The organism is Microbulbifer sp. THAF38, assembly GCF_009363535.1.
In the GTDB taxonomy this organism is placed as follows: Bacteria; Pseudomonadota; Gammaproteobacteria; order Pseudomonadales; family Cellvibrionaceae; genus Microbulbifer.
Genome location: NZ_CP045369.1, coordinates 3,207,869 through 3,225,613 on the forward strand (window position 1 = coordinate 3,207,869; position 17,745 = coordinate 3,225,613).

Annotated in this window: 19 protein-coding genes; 4 read left to right on the top strand and 15 right to left on the bottom strand. The window is 56.8% G+C overall.

The window, feature by feature from the left end; genetic code table 11:
* Positions 1 to 50 precede the first annotated feature (50 nt).
* The 8 genes from FIU95_RS13825 to FIU95_RS13860 all read right to left on the bottom strand — a co-directional run bounded on the left by FIU95_RS13825 (position 51) and on the right by FIU95_RS13860 (position 5,753).
* Positions 51 to 584, bottom strand: coding sequence for a DUF3106 domain-containing protein (locus tag FIU95_RS13825; RefSeq protein ID WP_152454325.1), 534 nt, complete (start codon positions 582 to 584; stop codon positions 51 to 53).
* Positions 577 to 861 carry a hypothetical protein gene (locus FIU95_RS13830; RefSeq protein WP_152454326.1) on the bottom strand — a complete coding sequence of 95 codons (285 nt, stop codon included), beginning with the start codon at positions 859 to 861 and terminating at the stop codon, positions 577 to 579. Before FIU95_RS13830 ends, FIU95_RS13825 begins: the two co-directional genes overlap by 8 nt.
* Positions 845 to 1,210, bottom strand: coding sequence for a hypothetical protein (locus tag FIU95_RS13835; RefSeq protein ID WP_152454327.1), 366 nt, complete (start codon positions 1,208 to 1,210; stop codon positions 845 to 847). The genes FIU95_RS13830 and FIU95_RS13835 overlap by 17 nt, the downstream gene beginning before the upstream one ends.
* Positions 1,207 to 1,746, bottom strand: coding sequence for an RNA polymerase sigma factor (locus FIU95_RS13840; protein WP_152454328.1), 540 nt, complete (start codon positions 1,744 to 1,746; stop codon positions 1,207 to 1,209). The genes FIU95_RS13835 and FIU95_RS13840 overlap by 4 nt, the downstream gene beginning before the upstream one ends.
* A 121-nt stretch (positions 1,747 to 1,867) precedes the next feature.
* On the bottom strand, positions 1,868 to 2,314 hold the full coding sequence (locus tag FIU95_RS13845) for a hypothetical protein (RefSeq protein ID WP_152454329.1): 447 nt from the start codon (positions 2,312 to 2,314) through the stop codon (positions 1,868 to 1,870).
* 162 nt (positions 2,315 to 2,476) lie between these two features.
* Positions 2,477 to 3,841: an L-cystine transporter gene (locus FIU95_RS13850; RefSeq protein WP_152454330.1), complete on the bottom strand. Its 1,365-nt coding sequence runs from the start codon at positions 3,839 to 3,841 to the stop codon at positions 2,477 to 2,479.
* A 144-nt stretch (positions 3,842 to 3,985) separates the two neighbouring features.
* Complete coding sequence (locus FIU95_RS13855) at positions 3,986 to 4,420, bottom strand: TlpA disulfide reductase family protein (RefSeq protein ID WP_172975408.1); 435 nt, start codon at positions 4,418 to 4,420, stop codon at positions 3,986 to 3,988.
* Entirely contained in the window at positions 4,362 to 5,753 is a 1,392-nt protein-coding gene (locus FIU95_RS13860) for a YihY family inner membrane protein (RefSeq protein WP_152454332.1), read from the bottom strand. The genes FIU95_RS13855 and FIU95_RS13860 overlap by 59 nt, the downstream gene beginning before the upstream one ends.
* 126 nt (positions 5,754 to 5,879) lie before the next feature.
* On the opposite strand from FIU95_RS13860, the gene arsC reads away from it, so the two are divergent.
* The 4 genes from arsC (at position 5,880) to sppA (ending at position 9,155) form a co-directional block, all read left to right on the top strand.
* A complete protein-coding gene (arsC, locus tag FIU95_RS13865; RefSeq protein ID WP_152454333.1) occupies positions 5,880 to 6,224 on the top strand; it encodes an arsenate reductase (glutaredoxin) in 345 nt (114 codons plus the stop codon).
* On the top strand, positions 6,225 to 6,845 hold the full coding sequence (gene wrbA / locus FIU95_RS13870; protein ID WP_152454334.1) for an NAD(P)H:quinone oxidoreductase: 621 nt from the start codon (positions 6,225 to 6,227) through the stop codon (positions 6,843 to 6,845).
* A 10-nt stretch (positions 6,846 to 6,855) separates the two neighbouring features.
* A complete protein-coding gene (locus FIU95_RS13875; RefSeq protein WP_152454335.1) occupies positions 6,856 to 7,203 on the top strand; it encodes a DUF2069 domain-containing protein in 348 nt (115 codons plus the stop codon).
* Between the two features lie 83 nt (positions 7,204 to 7,286).
* Positions 7,287 to 9,155 (top strand): signal peptide peptidase SppA, encoded by a 1,869-nt coding sequence (sppA, locus tag FIU95_RS13880; protein WP_152454336.1) that lies wholly within the window; start codon positions 7,287 to 7,289, stop codon positions 9,153 to 9,155.
* Between the two features lie 35 nt (positions 9,156 to 9,190).
* Here the strand turns inward: sppA and FIU95_RS13885 are convergent, their stop codons facing one another.
* The 7 genes from FIU95_RS13885 to purF form a co-directional block, all read right to left on the bottom strand.
* Positions 9,191 to 9,475 carry a DUF3175 domain-containing protein gene (locus tag FIU95_RS13885; protein WP_216646248.1) on the bottom strand — a complete coding sequence of 95 codons (285 nt, stop codon included), beginning with the start codon at positions 9,473 to 9,475 and terminating at the stop codon, positions 9,191 to 9,193.
* An 81-nt stretch (positions 9,476 to 9,556) separates the two neighbouring features.
* Positions 9,557 to 10,777, bottom strand: a complete 1,221-nt coding sequence (locus FIU95_RS13890; protein WP_152454338.1) for an MFS transporter — start codon at positions 10,775 to 10,777, stop codon at positions 9,557 to 9,559.
* Positions 10,778 to 10,801: 24 nt separating this feature from the next.
* Complete coding sequence (locus tag FIU95_RS13895) at positions 10,802 to 12,826, bottom strand: DUF3488 and transglutaminase-like domain-containing protein (RefSeq protein ID WP_152454339.1); 2,025 nt, start codon at positions 12,824 to 12,826, stop codon at positions 10,802 to 10,804.
* Positions 12,826 to 13,839, bottom strand: a complete 1,014-nt coding sequence (locus FIU95_RS13900; protein ID WP_253868638.1) for a DUF58 domain-containing protein — start codon at positions 13,837 to 13,839, stop codon at positions 12,826 to 12,828. The genes FIU95_RS13895 and FIU95_RS13900 overlap by 1 nt, the downstream gene beginning before the upstream one ends.
* A gap of 10 nt (positions 13,840 to 13,849) precedes the next feature.
* Positions 13,850 to 14,761 carry a MoxR family ATPase gene (locus FIU95_RS13905; RefSeq protein ID WP_152456373.1) on the bottom strand — a complete coding sequence of 304 codons (912 nt, stop codon included), beginning with the start codon at positions 14,759 to 14,761 and terminating at the stop codon, positions 13,850 to 13,852.
* A 176-nt stretch (positions 14,762 to 14,937) separates the two neighbouring features.
* Positions 14,938 to 16,119 carry an O-succinylhomoserine sulfhydrylase gene (locus FIU95_RS13910; protein ID WP_152454341.1) on the bottom strand — a complete coding sequence of 394 codons (1,182 nt, stop codon included), beginning with the start codon at positions 16,117 to 16,119 and terminating at the stop codon, positions 14,938 to 14,940.
* Between the two features lie 101 nt (positions 16,120 to 16,220).
* Positions 16,221 to 17,708, bottom strand: coding sequence for an amidophosphoribosyltransferase (purF, locus tag FIU95_RS13915; protein ID WP_152454342.1), 1,488 nt, complete (start codon positions 17,706 to 17,708; stop codon positions 16,221 to 16,223).
* Positions 17,709 to 17,745: the final 37 nt, after the last annotated feature.

Consider the following 17,745-nt stretch of genomic DNA (forward strand, 5'->3'; position numbering starts at 1 on the left):
TCAAATCGATCTGAATAGACGCTGAATTACACCTGAGCTGGCGAAAAATATCAGGCCCGATCTTCGCTTTCACGCCTCCGCCGATGCTCTCTTCGCTCCCTGCGCTGTCCTTCCCGATGACTCCGGCCCTCCCGGCGGCTCCGCCTCTCCCCCTTGTCGGTCCTATCGCGCTTATCCTGATTCCACTTTTCCCGCAGCTCCCTGCGCTGCTGTGGCGTCATCTGTCGAAAGCGCTTACGCGCCTCCCGGATACGCTGTCGCTCCTCCTCGGGCAAATCCAGAAAACGGCGATAGGAATCCCGCAATTGAGCGCGCCTCTCCCGGGGCATATCCTGCCAGCGCTGATACTGCTGCCGCGCTTCTTGGCGCTGCTCAGGGTTCATTTCGCTCCAGCGCCTGGCACCTCGCAACAACTGCTCGCGGCGACCATCACTCAGCTGTGACCAGCGATCCTCAAAGTTGTGCAGCAGCTGCCGCTCGCTGTCACTGAGGCTTTGCCACTCTTGAGCCAAAGAAACGCCCGCGAAGAGAGACAGATACACCGCGGCCAACCAGCCACACAGCAAATGCCTTCGGTCACTCATCGCGCAGCTCCTCCCGGGTTTCACGATCTTCAGTACCCTGCCGATCTGTCACCCCCTCACTCTCCAGCTTGGGTAACAACATCTCCAGTGCTTCTGATGCCTGTATATCTCCCTGCTCGTCTGCCCATTCCCCGACAAACATCAGGAAGTCCTCATCCAGAGGCTCCAGCTCTTCCGCCAGGAGCGGGGCGCCGCAAAAGAGCAGAATGAGACAGAGACCCCTACCGGCTTTTCTCTTGAGGAAAAGACCGCTCCCATCATTAAGAGGAGTGACCATTCAATTCTTCCGCCAACCACTGGTAGAACTCCATATCCTCAACCATCTCAACATCCATTTCTTCATACAAAAGCCAATCAGAAGCGCTCAGTAACTCGTTGGTGGCCTGCTCATTGGGCGCCGGCCAGAGCAGCAATAACAATAATGTTGCACAGGCGCCAGTGAATCCGACCCAGCCAGTCCAGTCTCGATGATACGTTTTCTTGTGTGCCAATGCGCGCTGTCTGGCACTGGCAAGCTGCACCAGGGTGTCCGCATCGATTTTGCTATCCCGGCGTGCAACCGCATCCCGAGCGGCTCTCTGTAATGCACCACTCTGTGCCGCTAAATCTTCTTGCCGTCGATTCATTGGATTGCCTCTAGTTCATAGGCCTCTAGATGGGTACGCAAACTGCGCATGGCTCTTGATAAATGGGTCTTGACGCTGCCCTGGCTGCATGACATTGCGCGGGCAGTTTCGGCAACATCGAACTCCTCGACACAACGCAGTAGGAAGGCCTGCTGTTGGCGCAAAGGCAACCTGGTTACAGCGCTGTCGATAGCTTCCAGCAGGCGCTCACTAACCAGAGCCTTATCTGGGGTGGGATTGTAACTATCGACCCACTCCAACGGAGCTTGGTCTGTTTCATCGGTATTTGCAGGTAGTTTTTCTCGTAACAACTGCCAGCGGGATAACTTATTGTTGCGCCTATGCCAATCGGTAATTCGATTATTGAGAATGGTAAAAAACAGCGGTCGCCATTCGCTGCGATCGCGACCGCTGTATTTCCTGACCAGCGCCAACATGGAATCCTGCACAATATCCAGCGCATCATCCCGATTGCCTACGGCGTAATTCGCCATGGTAAAGGCCCGTTTCTCCACCTGGGCCAGGAACTGATTCATAGAAGCCGGCTAAAGTCCTTGCGCACGGAATGCTCTTCCAGATTCTTTTTATGGTTTATGGAGCCCACCTAAAAGGCTCCACTCGCACTCTTGGTTTTATCTGAATGACCAGTTCGCAAGGTCAGCCCTCTTTACGCTTGCGGGTTTTAGCGCGCCGATCCATGCGGCGATCTACACGCTCTCCCTTTTTGTCCAGTCGATCATTAATTTTTGCGCCCTTGTTATCCAGCCTTTCGTTGACACGTTCCCCTTTTTGGTCGAGACGGTTATCGATGCGATCTCCTTTGCGGTCCAGTCGCTCGGCCAGCTTGTCATTGCCATTGGCAGCCGCCTGTTCAGACCTCTGATCAAGGCGCTCATTGATACGATCACCCTTGTTATCGAGGCGCTCCTCAATGCGGTCTCCCTTTTGATCCAATCTCGCCTCTATACGATCGCCTTTCTGATCTAGACGATCCTCGACATGATCACCGTGATCGTGCGGCTCGCTCTCATCGCTCTGTGCATAAAGAGAATAAGGAAAAGCCAGGCCAATAGTCAGTAGTGAGAGTCCAATCAGCTTTTTCATAAATTGCTCCTTCATAAATCGCCCCGGTTCCATTCGAGGAGATCGAATAAGATTTAAATTGCACTGATTAAAACGCTCTGTTGGGCCAGCGGTTGACAGGGTTCATTTATTTTTTTCAAATTTTTTCCACCGGCCGAGAACTCTTACTTACCCCTCTACTGGTTATCCCTCTACGATCTCGGGACCGGGCACTTCATCCCCGAGCCAACGCTGGGTCAGGGTTCCCGCGGTCATAGCGCCGTTTACATTGAGCGCGGTACGCGCCATATCGATCAGCGGCTCTACAGAAATTAACAGGGCCGCGATGGTAACCGGTAGTCCCATTGCCGGTAGCACCACCAGTGCGGCAAAAGTTGCCCCACCACCCACACCGGCAATACCAAAAGAACTGATGACTACCACAGCCAGCAGAGTGCCCAACCACATGGGGTCCCACACGTTGATCCCCAAAGGCACCGCTACCATCGTGGCGAGCATTGCAGGATAGATTCCCGCGCAGCCATTTTGACCGATGGTGGCACCGAAGGATGCCGAAAAGTTGGCGATGGCCGGTGAATTACGCAGCTCATCCACCTGTGTTTCCACATTGAGGGGGATAGTGGCCGCGCTGGAGCGGGAACTAAAGGCAAATACCAACACGGGCCAGACTTTGATGAAGTAATGCAGCGGATTCACGCCATTCACTAGCAGCAAAAGACCATGCACTAAAAACATCAGGCCAATCGCACAAAAAGAGGCCACGACAAAACCGAACAGGTTAGCAATGTCTGCCCAACTGGATTTAGCAATTAACCCCGCAACCAGTGCCATCACACCGTAGGGCGTGAAGGCCATCACCAGGCGCACCAGCTTCATAATCCAGACTTGAGCGACATGTACAAAGCGCTCAATCGCAGCACCCTCCTTGGGAAATTCACGCCTTACAGCCAGGGCCGCCAGCCCCAGTAACACCGCAAAAATAACCACCGAGATCACAGAGGTGGAGCGTGCTCCAGTCAAATCCAGGAAAATATTGCGCGGAATAAAGGAGGTAATTATTTCAGGAATCGAGAGATCACTGACTCGCCCGATGCGCTCATTAAGCACTTCCACCCGCGCCGCTTCGCGGGAGCCCTCGACCAGCCCCATGGCTGAGAGCCCAAACAAATCGGCCATAAATACACCGATCAGGGCGGCAATTGCCGTTGTCCCGAGTAATACACTCAATACGGACACACTGATCTTACCCAGCGCCTGGGTGTCACTCACTTTTACCACAGCCACCAGAATAGAAGTAAGCACCAGTGGCATCACCAGCATATACAGCAGATTTACGTAGCTCTCGCCCAGCATTTCGATCCAGGGCAGAACCTCATCAGTGGTATTCCCCCAACTGCGCGCTAATTGCAATAACGCCCCAAAAACCACACCCAGAAGCAACCCGACAAATACACCCGGCGCCAGGGTATCCCTGCCGCGTTGCCAACGATGCAATCCGAACAAGAGAACCACGAAGCCAAAAAGCAGAACAAAAGCGCCGATATGCATGGTATGAGAACCCCACCCTGGGCAAACTAAAAAGTGGCGGCATGCTATCAGCGATAGGCTAGTGCCCTATAGTTACCTTGGTTATAGATACTTTGTTTATAGTTATATTGATTTGTTTTTTTAAATTATTATTTAAAAGCGCCCTTACTGTAGGGCCGCACTAAGATCCTCTGCGGTCTGAGGCCCCACCAGTGTTTTTTGCCAGCGGCCATCCCGGCCAATTATGAAGGTAGTAGGCAGCACTTCTGGCCAGGGTTGGCCCCAGCGTCCTTCGGGCTCTTCGGTCAACAGGGGAAATTCTATACCCAGCTTCTTCGCCTGTTCGATAGCCGCTGGGGATGGCAAACCATCAAAATTAACCCCTAGTACTATGACATCATCATTGGCCTGCGCCAGCTCATTGAGTACAGGCACTTCTTCACGACAGGGCTTACACCACTCGGCCCAGTAGTTAATCAATATTGTTTTTCCCTCAGTATTAACCGATTCGCCACCGGTGGTATGCAGACGGCTATTGTTGTCACAGCCGCTGATTGCGCTTACCAAGGACAGAGAGATTGCCCCCAGTATCTTCTTCATTCTTTTTCTTATCAGTAACTGCAGCATCGTCTTCCCCCTCCGCTTCAACAATTTCATTTTCCATATTTTTTGAAGTTCCCGCCTCTTGCCCCGCCCCGCGACTTTCGGCCTCCTCTTTTTCCAGAGCGTCGCTAAAGAGCGATCCAATCGTAATATCAAGCTGCTCTCTGGCGGAACCACGGGTATTGGCAAAGCGACTCTCTACCTCGCTGTACCATTCAAACCCCTTTAAATTGCCCGGGTTACCGCTGGGAATCCACTGGGGGCTCAACCAACCGGTCAGCTCCATCAGTGATACCGCGTTCAGATCCCGCAGCAAGACATAATCATTCCCGTCGGTCTGGGCGATCACCCGGTGCCCCTGTAAGACATCACGCAGTCGCCGCCACTGGCCAAATTTTATTCCCAATAAAGAGATATCCCGCTCACGCAGGGGTTTGCCACACCGCCCCCTTTTAAACATTTGCCAGAGGACTATCAGGATCGCCACTAAATCGGAATGTCTGTGCCCCTGGGTCGCTGCTCGATATACCGACAGGGTACGCACCAGCACACACCCCGCCAGCACCAGCATCCACATCATATAAATCCACAACAGAAACAAGGGCACAAAAGCAAAGGCACCATAGATGGCCTGTACCGAACTGCGCGCGACGATGGCCCCGAACAGGTATTTCATGATTTCAAAGGCGATGGAGGTCACCACCCCCCCTTCGATGCCATGGCGCAGGGGCACATAGCAATTGGGCACGGCGATAAATAGCAGGGTAAAAACAATACTGGTGAAAATAAAAGGCAGCACTCGCAGCACGACCGCCATCATGCCAATGCCCTCCTCTCCACCTAAAAATAATTTTTGCGAGAGTAGGAAGGTACTGGCGGCGAGCCCGGCCCCCAGCAGGATAGGCCCGAGACTCAGAATGGCCCAGTACAACAGAAAGCTCGAAACTCCGCTGCGCCCACGGGATACATCCCATATGGCGTTAAAGGTACCTTCAATACTGCGTAGCGTGAGCCCCGCGGTCACCGCCAGCATGGCGATACCCAAGCCGGTGAGTCTCTGTGCCTGGGCGGAAAAACTGCTGATATATTCCTGTACTTCACGCCCACTCTGCGGCACAAAGTGGGAAAACAACTGCTCCTGCAAACGGGTCTGCAAGCCGGCGAAGTCCGGGAACAGCGACAGCATCGCATAGCTCACGGTCACCAATGGCACTATGGCGAACAAAGTCATATAAGTGAGCGCAGCCGCACTTTTCTGGCAGTCTTTCTCGACAAACAGAGTCCACAAGGAGGTGGCAAAACGCCGCCATTGAACGAGCCTATCTTTCACACTTGATTTCAATTTCATTCCCTGTGTGCGACCTCTAGCAAATGCGGTGAACACTCGACTTACGCCTTAGAATTCCATTACGGTATTCGGTTAGAATACGCCAAACAGTAACAGGATACCGACATAATGTGGACGATCTACCACAACCCGCGCTGCTCAAAATCCCGTCAAACCCTGCAACTTCTGCAGGACAACGGCGTGGAGCCGGAAGTGATTCTCTACCTGCAAAACCCACCTTCGGCTGGTGATCTCAAACAGATCCTGCAGAAACTCGGTATGCCGGCACGGGACCTGTTGCGCACCGGTGAGGAACCCTACAAGCAACTCAACCTAAAAGACGAGGAGCTGAGCGAAGCGCAATTGATTGAGGCCATGGTTGAAAACCCCATCCTGATCCAGCGCCCGATCGTGGTAAAAGGCGACAAAGCCACTATTGGCCGCCCGCCGGAAAATGCGCTGGAGCTGCTTTAAATGGCACCCGATAGCGAAGCCTATGTGCTGATTCTCTATTACAGCCGCGGCGGCGCCACGGCGCGTATGGCCGCTGAGCTGGCGCGGGGCGTTGAGGCCAGCGGCATCGCCGCACGCCTGCGCACCGTTCCCACAGTCTCTCCCGATACCCAAGCCAGCCTGGCGCCGGTGCCCAGCGAGGGCGCGCCCTATTGCACCCTCGAAGACCTGCGCCAGTGCGCCGGACTGCTCATGGGCAGCCCAACCCGCTTTGGCAATATGGCATCGCCACTGCGCTATTTTCTCGATCAAACCAGCGATATCTGGCTGGAAGGGAGCCTCACCGGTAAACCCGCCGCGGTATTTACCGCCACCGGCAGCCTGCACGGCGGCCAGGAGACCACGCTCACCTCGATGATGCTGCCGCTTCTGCACCACGGTATGTTGATCGCCGGTATTCCCTACTCAGAAGCTGCCTTAATGCGTACCAGCACCGGCGGTACTCCCTACGGCGCCTCCCATTGGAACAAAGGGCATACCAGCGACTTGAGTGAAGATGAGATCACCCTGTGCCGAGCGCTCGGTGCTCGCATCGGTCAACTGGCCCAAACCCTGAGCCAGACGACTCAAGCTGCCAAATAGAGGATTCAGCGTGAACGACACTATTCAGCGCAAATTACATATTGCGCTCCGTATCAATTGGTTCTGCTATATCGCCCTATTGGTGCTAATTGCAGCTCGAAACCTGTTTATCGAGGGCGGCTCCCTCGCGCTTTGGCTGATCCAGACGGTACCGCTGTTGCTGGTGTTGCCAGGCCTGATCAAGCAGCGTTATCGCAGTTACCTTTGGCTCTGTTTTATTCTGCTGCTGTACATCACCACCAGTATTGTCGATGTAATGATGCCTACACGCGGTTGGCAGGATGGCGCAATGGTGGTTTTGAGCCTTATCCTATTCTTTTCTGCAATGATGAGCAGTCGCTGGCATCGTATGCAGTAACTCCATTGGCGGAATTTCCGCCAATGGTTCCCGACATAAAGCGTGGAAATATAAAACTTCCACACGCTAAGGAGTTTTGAGGTTTGACTGATTCACCCCAGAAAAAAGGATTTGCCCGAGGCTTTTTAGCTGCGATTGGCGGCTCCATCACCTGGCTGAGGCGAGTATTCACCAACATCATCTTCCTGCTGATACTACTGTTTCTCGGTATTGCCATTTTCAGCAAGGACGAGCGCTTGGTGGTGCCCCAGGGCGCGGCGCTGCGCGTAGCCCCCAGCGGTTTTCTTGTGGATGAGCTGACCCAGCCCGCCACCCTGCCGATTTTCCTGGGTGGCAACCGCGGCCCAGCAGAGGTGCGCGTCAAGGATCTGGTTGACGCCATCGACAACGCCGCCACTGATAAACGCATATCTTCGCTAGTGCTGGAACTGGACCATATGGTAGGTGGCAGCCTCAGCAAACTGGATGAAATAGGCGCGGCACTGCAGCGCTTTAAAGCCACCGATAAACCCATCTACGCGGTGGGCGACAACTTCACCCAGCCCCAGTACTTCCTCGCCAGCCACGCCGACAAGGTATACCTGAATCCCATGGGCTCGGTAATGCTCACTGGCTTCGGCGTTTATCGCAACTATTACAAGAGTGCCCTGGATAAACTCAAGGTGAACTTCCACGTGTTCCGTGTGGGGGATTACAAGGACTTTATCGAGCCCTACACCCGCGACGATATGTCTCCCGCCTCGCGGGAAAACAACCAGCGCTGGTTGAATGAACTCTGGGGTGAATACAGCGAGCAAGTCACCGGGTTGCGCAATCTCCCCGCTGAGAGTATCGACCTGTTTATCAACGAACTGCCACAGAAGTTGCAACAGCATCAAGGCAGTTGGGCCGAAGCCGCCCTGGCCAACAAGCTGGTAGACCAGCTCGCCAGTCGTATCGAGGCGATGAAGGAGCTGAAAAAGGACATCGGTGAAGATGACAGCAAAGAGCGCGATTACAAATTTATCGACGCCCTCGCCTATCTGCGCAGTCACAAGCTCGCCGAAGCCGCCAAACCCATCCGGGAATCCAAGAAAATCGGCCTGATCACCGCCAGCGGTTCCATTGTCGATGGCGAAGCCCCCGCTGGGCGTATCGGCAGTGAGAGTCTCGGCAAATTAATTCAGCGTGCGCGCGAGAAAGAAGTGGATGCCCTGGTACTGCGCATCGATAGCGGTGGCGGCTCCGCCTTTGCCTCCGAAGCTATTCGCCAGGAGCTGCTGGCCACTCGCGAAGCAAAAATCCCGGTGGTGATTTCCATGGGCAGCGTCGCCGCTTCCGGTGGCTACTGGATAGCCACGGCTGGTGACCGCATCTGGGCCTCGCCGGCGACACTCACCGGTTCTATTGGGGTTTTTGGCGCCTTCCCGACCTTTGAGGATTCCCTCGAGCATATTGGTATCTACACCGATGGTGTAGGCACTTCTGATCTGGCCGGCAGTATGCGTCTCGATCGCGCCCTGCCGCCAGCTGCGGCCAGTATTCTGCAGCAGGGGGTGGACAATACTTATGCGCGCTTCCTGCGCATCGTTTCCGAAGCTCGCGGCAGTACCCCCAAAGAGATACACAAAATAGCCCAGGGGCAAGTGTGGACCGGCCGCGCCGCGAAGAAGTTGGGACTGGTGGATGATCTCGGCAACCTCAGCGATGCCATCGCCGACGCCGCGCAGCTTGCTGAAATCGAAGAATACGACGTAGTAGAGATCCAGCGTGAACTGAGCCCCGGCGAAAAATTCCTGCGCGCTTTGAGCGATAATGTAGACGCGAAAATTGCCGCGAGCCTTGAAGCCAACCTGCCACTCGGCGCCTGGTTAAACAGCGTACAGCCGGTGTTGGCACCAATCGGCGAGCTGCAGAGCTATCGCGACCCCCGCGCCCTCTACGTGCGCTGCCTGCCCTGCCAGGCACCTTAAAGCGTCTCACACTTTCACCACACTCCGCCGCCGGCTCAATGCCGGCGCGGACGCCCGTAAAGACCGCGCAGCTCCTCCTTGGCCATTTCCAGTAACCGCCGCCTTTTCGCCGGCAGCCGCTGTCCCGCCCGGTTGATATAGAACGTCAGCATAGACATGGCGGAGCGATAGGGATCGGACTTGCGCCGCTGGCTGGATTCCGCAGCCGCTTTCAATCCCCGTGCGATCGCTTTCGGGTCCTCCAGGCTAAAGAGGCCCTCACTCAAATCCAGGGCATGGCTGTGGCGCGTGGCCTCTTCCGACCAATTGGCCTTTTTCACGGGACTCACCGACACCTCCACTCATTGGCTGACCCACCTAACTATATGGTGGCGGTGTCTGGGTTGGTCGCACGAAGCAATTCAGACCTCGCTGTCAGTGATTTTGACCCGGCGCAGGGCACCACTTAAAGCCACCAGGGCAAAGGCAAGCAGACTTAAAATTCCCGCCCACAGCAAGGTGGTCAGGGGGGCGGCGTATTCACTCAAGACGCCAGCCGCCAGTGCTCCAAGGGCAGCGGAGCCAAACAGGGCAAACTGGTAAATGGAGATAATGCGACTGCGGTATTCCGCCGGGGCGAGCAACTGTACTATGCCGCGACCGAGGCCCGCCGAAGCCGCCGCCACCGCCCCCCAGCACAGACACAGCAGGATCAGGCCCAGCTTGGTGGGACCGAGACTGATGGCAATTAACAGCGCCGCACTGTAGAGCAGGCACATAAGAATACCGCGCCCAGGTTCAGCACCCTGGCCGCGACGCAACATAGTCACCGTGGCGATGACGGTACCAGCTACGAAGGCCAGTTGCAGCGTGGCGTAATAACCGGCGCCGCGACCGTAGTCCTCCGCCAACAGCGGCAGCACCACCAGAAAAACACCAATATGCACAAATCCGTTAAAGGCCATCAACGCAGTCAACTCGCGCAGTACCGGGTGCCGCCAGGCCTGGGATAAGCCATCGAGAATCAGGCTGTGAGTGATTTTTTCCTTAGTCGTACGGCTGGCCCCACCCGCGCGCAGACTAATCAAGGCCGCAGCCGCCAACAGCAGTACCCCTACCTGTACTAACAGCAAGGCTTGCAGCCCCCAGTGTTCAAAGCGGCTCGCCAGCAACATCCCCACAGCCTGACCACCGTATTGGGCCAACATCATCCAGGTCACCGTTTTCTGCACCCGCCGCTCGGAGGTTTGACCACCGCCTTGGCGTGCACTGCGCTGTACCAGATTGTCCCGCGCCGGTTGTAGGAAAGCGCTGCAAATCCCCAGGCAAATCCCGTAGAGCATCAATACCGGTAGGGAGATCACGGACAGGAGGTAAACCAGCAGCAGACTTGTGTGGCAAAGGGCCAAACCAATGCAGGCCAGTGCGGAGACCGCTGCCGGATCACGGCGGTCTGCCAGGGCACCGCCGAACAGCAGGAACACCAGATTGGGCAAAAGCACCGAAGCCTGCACCCAGCCCAGTTGTAGAGCCGGCAAATCCACCACGGTGAGCGCAATCCAGGGCAGGAGGATCACCTGCAGCCCGGTAGCCAGGGAAGTGCCGCTGTAGCCCAGCAGAAATTTTTGCAGCCTGTGAGGCATCTTTCGCGATAGACCTTCCAAAGGTTAGTGACCAGCCTGCTGGCTTTTGTTTGTCCGGACTCTTAGAGGGAGCCCCAAGCACCAACGCAGCAGACGGCGCAGCTCCATTAAAGCCCCTTTATCCCCGCCATAGGCTGCGCGCTCAAAGGCATCCGTCACCTGTCCGGCAAACTCTGCCAGCTGGGGTTTTTGCTCGGCGATGCGCCTGGCGAAATCCCTGGGCGCCTCACCGGGGCGGCGAGTGATACCGGCTCTGGCCATACGCTTGCAGAAGACTGTGTAGAGACGCTCCACGGCGGGCCGCTTGCGCCCCCGGCCGGTCAGGCGAGTCCACAGGAGAATCCCAAATAATACGACAACCACCGGAGTAGCAAAAAACAGTGCCACACGCATGGGAGAAAGATCACCGAGTAATCTTTGCAAAGTATCCCGCTGCTTTTCACTATCAAAACTCACTACCGTCTGATACCAGCGGTAATTGATCATGTCCCACTGCAGGCGCAGCTTCACCAGGACATCAAAGCGGTGCACCGGCAGCAGCGAGTCCTGCATAAACTCCTCGCCGGCGGCACTTTCAAGACCATCCCGAACCCGCTCCGGGGAGACGGCAGCCGTGGGGTCCACCCGCTGCCAGCCGCGGCCATCGAGCCAGATCTCCGCCCAGGCATGGGCATCGTACTCGCGCACCAACAGGTACTTCTCACCATTCACCCACTCGCCACCCTGGTAGCCCGCTACCACCCGCGCAGGTACACCGGCGGCACGCATGGCAAACACATAGCTGCCGGCAAAGTGTTCACAGAAACCCTTCTGGCTGTCGAATAGGAACTCGTCCACGCTGTCACTGCCCAGTGCCGGTGGACGCAAGGTATAGGTAAATTCGCGGTTGTAGAGCGCCAATAGCTGTGACGAAATCTCTTCAGCCCCCAATCCCCGGCGGCGCAAGCGTTCCACCCACTCGCGGGTGCGCTGGTTCCCATTGGCCGGCAGCTGCAGATTGCGGCGGCGCTCAGCGCTATTCAGTGGCGAGGGGATCGCCTGGGAATCACGAGGCCAGGAACGCACCTCATAGGCAAAGCGACTGTACACCGGCGAACGCTTTACCAGGCGGTCATCCGCGGTTTCCCCGACACCGGGGCTATCCGAAGCGGGCCTTGCCAGGGCAAATAACCAGGGGCTGCGGCTCGCCTCCTGAATCACCTGGTAGCGGTAACGTGGGCCGATTTGTGGCAGCGGGCGCTCGCCACTATTCCAGTACACCTGCCCCCCATTGCGCGGGTCCACACCCAACCCCTGACGCCAGGTACGCCCATCGAACTCGGAGTACACCAGCCCTCGCCAATAACGCTGCTCTGGCGGCGGTATGGGTCCATCGAAGGAAATGCGCAGTGCCGGCTTGGCGGATTTGGACAGGCGGGTGAAATCACCCGGTGCCATGGAGTCACTCACGCCGGTGCGACCGGCGGAGGTATCCTGGGGCACATTCCACAAAGGGCCCAAACGCGGCATCACCACAAACAGCAGCAGCATCAGCGGTGTGGCTTGCGCCATTAATCGCAGGGAGAGCCCCAGGGCCCGGCGCGGCCGCGCACTGAAGCTTCCCAGCTGTGCCGCCAGTGCAGCGGTAATCACCAGGGTAGCGATCAAACCGTAGAGGGCATAGGGAATCGATTGTTCGCGCACGAACAGGGTCGCGGCAACAAAATAGGCCAGCAGCAAACTGACAAAGGCATCGCGGCGGCTTACCAGCTCCAGGTTTTTCAGGGTAAAGGACAACGCTAATAAAGCCACCATCGGCTCCAGCGCAAACCAGCGCTGGTAGGATTGCGCTAAACCCGCCACCGTGAGCGCAATCACCAATAGTTTGAGGGCGCGCCCCGGCAGATCACGGCGACCGCGAAAGACCTCCAAGCGCCAATAGACTGCAAACGCCCAGGCAAAACCAATCCACAGTGGCAACTGGCTCAGCTGTGGCAGCAGGGCGACAAACTGCGCGGCGAAAATCCACAACAGGCTTTCGCGGGGCAATAGATCTCGATTATTCGCCATCAGCCACCCCACTTTGGAAACAGGGCCAGTGCCGACAACACTCGCTGCTGGTGCTCGGTGCCTAGAGAGGGCGGCAAAGTAGTGCCGGGAATGCGCAGGCCATAGGCAACGCCCTGCTTCTCCGCCTGTAAGACCCAATCACACAGGTTACTCAGGCGGGTCTCTACATCGCGCCCATCCAGCAACTCCCAGTCGAGCCACAATCGAGTATCCGTACGACTCTCATACTCCTTGCTATAGAGATCGCGACCGGCGGCATATTGTTTCCAGGCCAGATGGCGCAGAGAGTCACCGGGCTGGTAGGGTTTGAGGGAGGCATAATCATCCCCGCCGCGACGTACCTGGCCGGATGTACCCTCTACCAGGGCCTCTCCCAACGGCAGGGGCCCGGCGGTGAGCGGTCGCGGATATACCAGGAATTCCACATCCAGATCGATGCGGCTCCAGCAGCGAAACAGTCCCAGCGGAAAGCGGCTCTCAATTCTTAATCGCGGCGCCTGAATTCGCCCCCGCTGCAGGGCTGGCAGCGCAATACGAAAGTCCGCCGAAGCCACCTCACAGAGATCCACATAGGCGCCCTCCTCCGGTGGCCAACAAATTTGTATCCACTCCCGTTGGCGTTTGTCCGTACGACTCAGATTAATTTGTGCCTCGGCAAAGTCCCCGGCAAAAGCCGCTTCAGTGCCCAGTAATTGCAGACGCAGGCCGCTCAGGTTGGCGAAAGTATGCACCGGCAAGATAACGAAGACACTGATCAGTAAAAAGGTCAGGGCAAAAACCAGATTGTTCTCGTAATTGGTGGCCAGTAACCAGAGTAAAGCGGTTACCAATAAATAACCGAGCCCCGCGCGAGTGGGCAGGATAAATAAGCGGCTGTGATTTAGGGTGATATCCCGTGAGCGGGGCGCGCGCCGGCTGAGCCAGCGCTCCCCCAGCCCGCGAAAAAAATTGCGCGAGCTTTTCGAGTCTGTCGAACCTGTACTGGAAGCCTGCCGAGGAAAATCGCGGTTCACACTCATCTGCTTAGGCCGCGATAATATCCACCTGGCGCATAAGGCGCTCCACCAACTGATCGCCATTGCCGCCATCACTCTGCAAGCGGTGCCCAGCCACTGAGGGCAGCACCGCCTGGATATCCTCCGGCAGGACATGGCCGCGATTGTGAATCAGCGCCCAGGCCTTGGCGGCACGCAGTAACGCCAGGGCCCCTCGGGGCGATAAACCCACGGCACAATCCGGGCTCTGGCGGGTGTGCAGCACCAGGCGCTCTAAATAATCAAGCAGGCTGTCTGAGGCCTTCACCTGTCCCACCAGACTTTGCATTTTTTTCAGGGTGGCGAGGTCGATGCGCGGCTTTAGCTTGGCCAGCTGTTGGCGGGGGTCAGCCCCTAAAAACAGCGCCCGCTCGGCTTCGCGAGTGGGATAGCCTAGGCTGATACGCATCAGGAATCGGTCCAGTTGCGACTCTGGCAGGGCAAAAGTACCGGACTGCTGCAACGGATTCTGGGTGGCAATCACAAAGAAAGGCTGTGGCAGCGCGCGGGTTTCGCCGTCCACACTGACCTGGCGCTCCTCCATTGCCTCTAACAGGGCACTCTGGGTTTTGGGGGAGGAGCGGTTAATCTCATCGGCCAGTAATAACTGGCTGAAAACCGGCCCCTCATGAAAATGAAACTGCCCGGATTCCCGCTCAAAAATTGATACACCGAGAATATCCGCCGGCAGCATATCGCTGGTAAATTGCACCCGTTTATAGGAGAGGCCGAACACCTGGGCCAAAGCATGGGCCAGAGTGGTCTTGCCCATTCCGGGCAGGTCTTCAATCAACAAGTGGCCTTTAGACAAAAGGCAGGCCAAGGCCAGCTTCACCTGGCGCTCTTTTCCCAGCAAAACACTGCCAATATCGGAGACGATGGCGGAAACTATTTTTTGCACGGCAAATCCATTACTGCTCATTTTTTCTCAGGCCAACAGAGGCCCGGTGTAAGCGCCCGCCAACGCTGTGCGGCAGGCGCCATGGTGCCAAGTCCGGATAAAAGCGGATTTGGTACCCGCTATTAATCATAGGAAGTCAGGGACCGATCCGGCCCAATCAAGGCCCGGCGAAACGCTTATAACAGGGACAGGCCCCGCATCAGATCGCGCTTCAGATCCTCGGCATTTTCCAGACCCACAGAAATACGAATCAGGTTTTCGGTGATACCGGCGCGGGCCTTGTCCTCATCGCTGAGGCGTCCATGGGTGGTGGTGGCCGGGTGCACGATGGTGCTCTTGGCATCGCCGAGGTTGGCGGTACAAGACAGAATTTTACAGTTATCGATCACCTTCCAGGCTTCCTCGCGGCCACCGCGCACGGTAAAACTCAACACCGCCCCGAAGGCGTCCTGTTGTTCGCGGGCCAAGCGGTGCTGGGGGTGTTTGGGCAAGCCGGTGTAGTTGACCTTCTCCACCATCTCCTGCTCATCGAGCCACCAGGCCAGATCCAGGGCATTGGTGCAGTGGGCCTGCATCCGCAGCTTGAGCGTCTCCAAACCCTTGAGGAACACCCAGGCATTAAACGGACTCATACTGGGGCCAGCGGTGCGCAGAAATACCACTAGCTCATCCATGATCTCCTTGCGACCCACCGCGACACCGCCCAGGGCACGGCCCTGACCATCGAGGAATTTGGTGGCGGAGTGCACCACAATATCAGCGCCGAGTGCCAGCGGGCGCTGTAGCGCCGGCGTGCAGAAACAGTTATCCACCACCAGCAGGGCACCGGCACTGTGAGCAATTTCCGCCAAGGCACGGATATCCGCCACTTCACACAGTGGGTTGGAGGGGGTTTCCATAAACAGCAGCTTGGTGGAGCCATCCACCGCCTGCTTCCAGGAGTCCATATCGGTGAGATCCACATAGCTCACACGCACGCCGAACTTTTCCATATAGCGCCCGAACAGCGCGGTAGTGGTGCCGAATACGCTGCGGGAACAGATCACCCGGTCGCCACTTTTCAATAAGGACATACAAATACTGAGGATCGCGGCCATACCGCTGGCCGTGGCTACCGCAGCCTCACCACCTTCGAGCGCGGCGATGCGCTGTTCGAACATTCGAACGGTGGGATTGGTATAGCGGGAATAGACGTTGCCGGCACTCTCGCCGGTAAAGCGCGCGGCGGCTTCCGCGGCAGAGGGAAATACGTAACTGGAGGTGAGATAGAGGGCTTCGGAGTGCTCGCCCTCTTCCGAGCGGACCTGCCCGGCGCGAACGGCCAGGGTTTCCAGAGCGTAACCGTCGTCTTCAAACATATACCGCTTCCTGGTCAGTATTTTTGGAAGCGGTCATATTAACCGAAACGGCCGTGCATGGCGCCCTCTTCTGCCGTGAACAGAGCGCCGCCGGAGATAACTTACAGAGCGCTGGTATCGGTCTTCTTGTGTTTGGCTTCGTCGTTGCGCGCCGCGTGAAGACTATCGAGGTAATCTTCATCCACATCGCCGGTAATATAGTTACCGTCGAAAACAGAGCAGTCGAACTGATCGATTTTCTGCTTGCCGCCGCTGGAACTCACCACCAGGTCTTCCAGGTCCTGGTAGATCAACCAGTCTGCACCGATCTCTTCACAGATCTCTTCAGTAGTGCGGTTGTGCGCCACCAGCTCACTGGCAGACGGCATATCAATACCATACACATTCGGGTACTTCACCGCTGGCGCCGCGCTGGCGAAATACACTTTTGCGGCACCCGCATCGCGGGCCATCTGGATGATCTGCTTACAAGTGGTACCGCGCACAATGGAGTCATCCACTAACAACACGTTCTTACCGCGGAATTCCAGTTCAATGGCATTCAGCTTCTGGCGCACAGATTTCTTACGCTGCTTCTGCCCCGGCATGATGAAGGTTCGGCCGATATAGCGGTTCTTCACCATGCCCTCACGGAATTTCACCCCCAGGCGGTGTGCCACGGTCTGGCCAGCGGTGCGAGCGGAATCGGGGATGGGAATCACTACGTCGATATCGTGGTCCGGGCGCAGGCGCAGAATCTTGTCTGCCAGGTGCTCACCCTGGCGCAGGCGCGCCTTGTGTACGGAAACGCCATCCATAATGGAGTCCGGGCGGGCGAAGTACACATGCTCGAAAATACAGGGAGTCAGGGTTGGATTCTCTGCGCACTGCTCGGAGTGCACCGTGCCATCCAGTTCGATATACAAGGCTTCACCGGGGGCCACATCACGTACCAGGGTGTAGCCCAGTACATCCAGGGCCACAGATTCGGAGGCCACCATATACTCGGTGCCTTTGTCGGTCTCGCGCTTACCGTAAACCAGCGGGCGAATACCGTTGGGATCGCGGAAGGCGACGATGCCGTAACCCACAATCAGGGCCACACAGGCGTAGGCGCCGCGCACACGTTTGTGCACACCGCGCATAGCGGTGAAGATATCCTCAGCCTTGGGGTGCAGCTTGCGCAGCTTGTGCAGCTCATGGGCAAATACGTTGAGCAGCACTTCTGAATCGGAATCGGTGTTGATATGGCGTAGATCCTGCTGGAAGATTTCCTCCACCACATCCCCCACATTGGTGAGGTTGCCATTGTGTGCCATGGCAATACCGTAGGGAGAGTTCACATAGAACGGCTGCGCCAGGGCGGGGCCGGAGCTACCCGCGGTGGGATAGCGTACATGACCGATACCAAAGTTACCTTTCAGGCGCTCCATGTGGCGCGCGCGAAACACATCGCGCACCAGGCCATTGGCTTTTTGCTGGTTCAGGCGATCATCGTCACAGGTTACGATGCCCGCAGCATCCTGTCCCCTGTGTTGCAACAGAGTGAGCGCATCATAGAGCTGCAGATTGACATCACTCTTACCGACGATACCGACGATACCACACATATATTTGACCCTATTGATCGAAAAAGCGGCGCTAGCG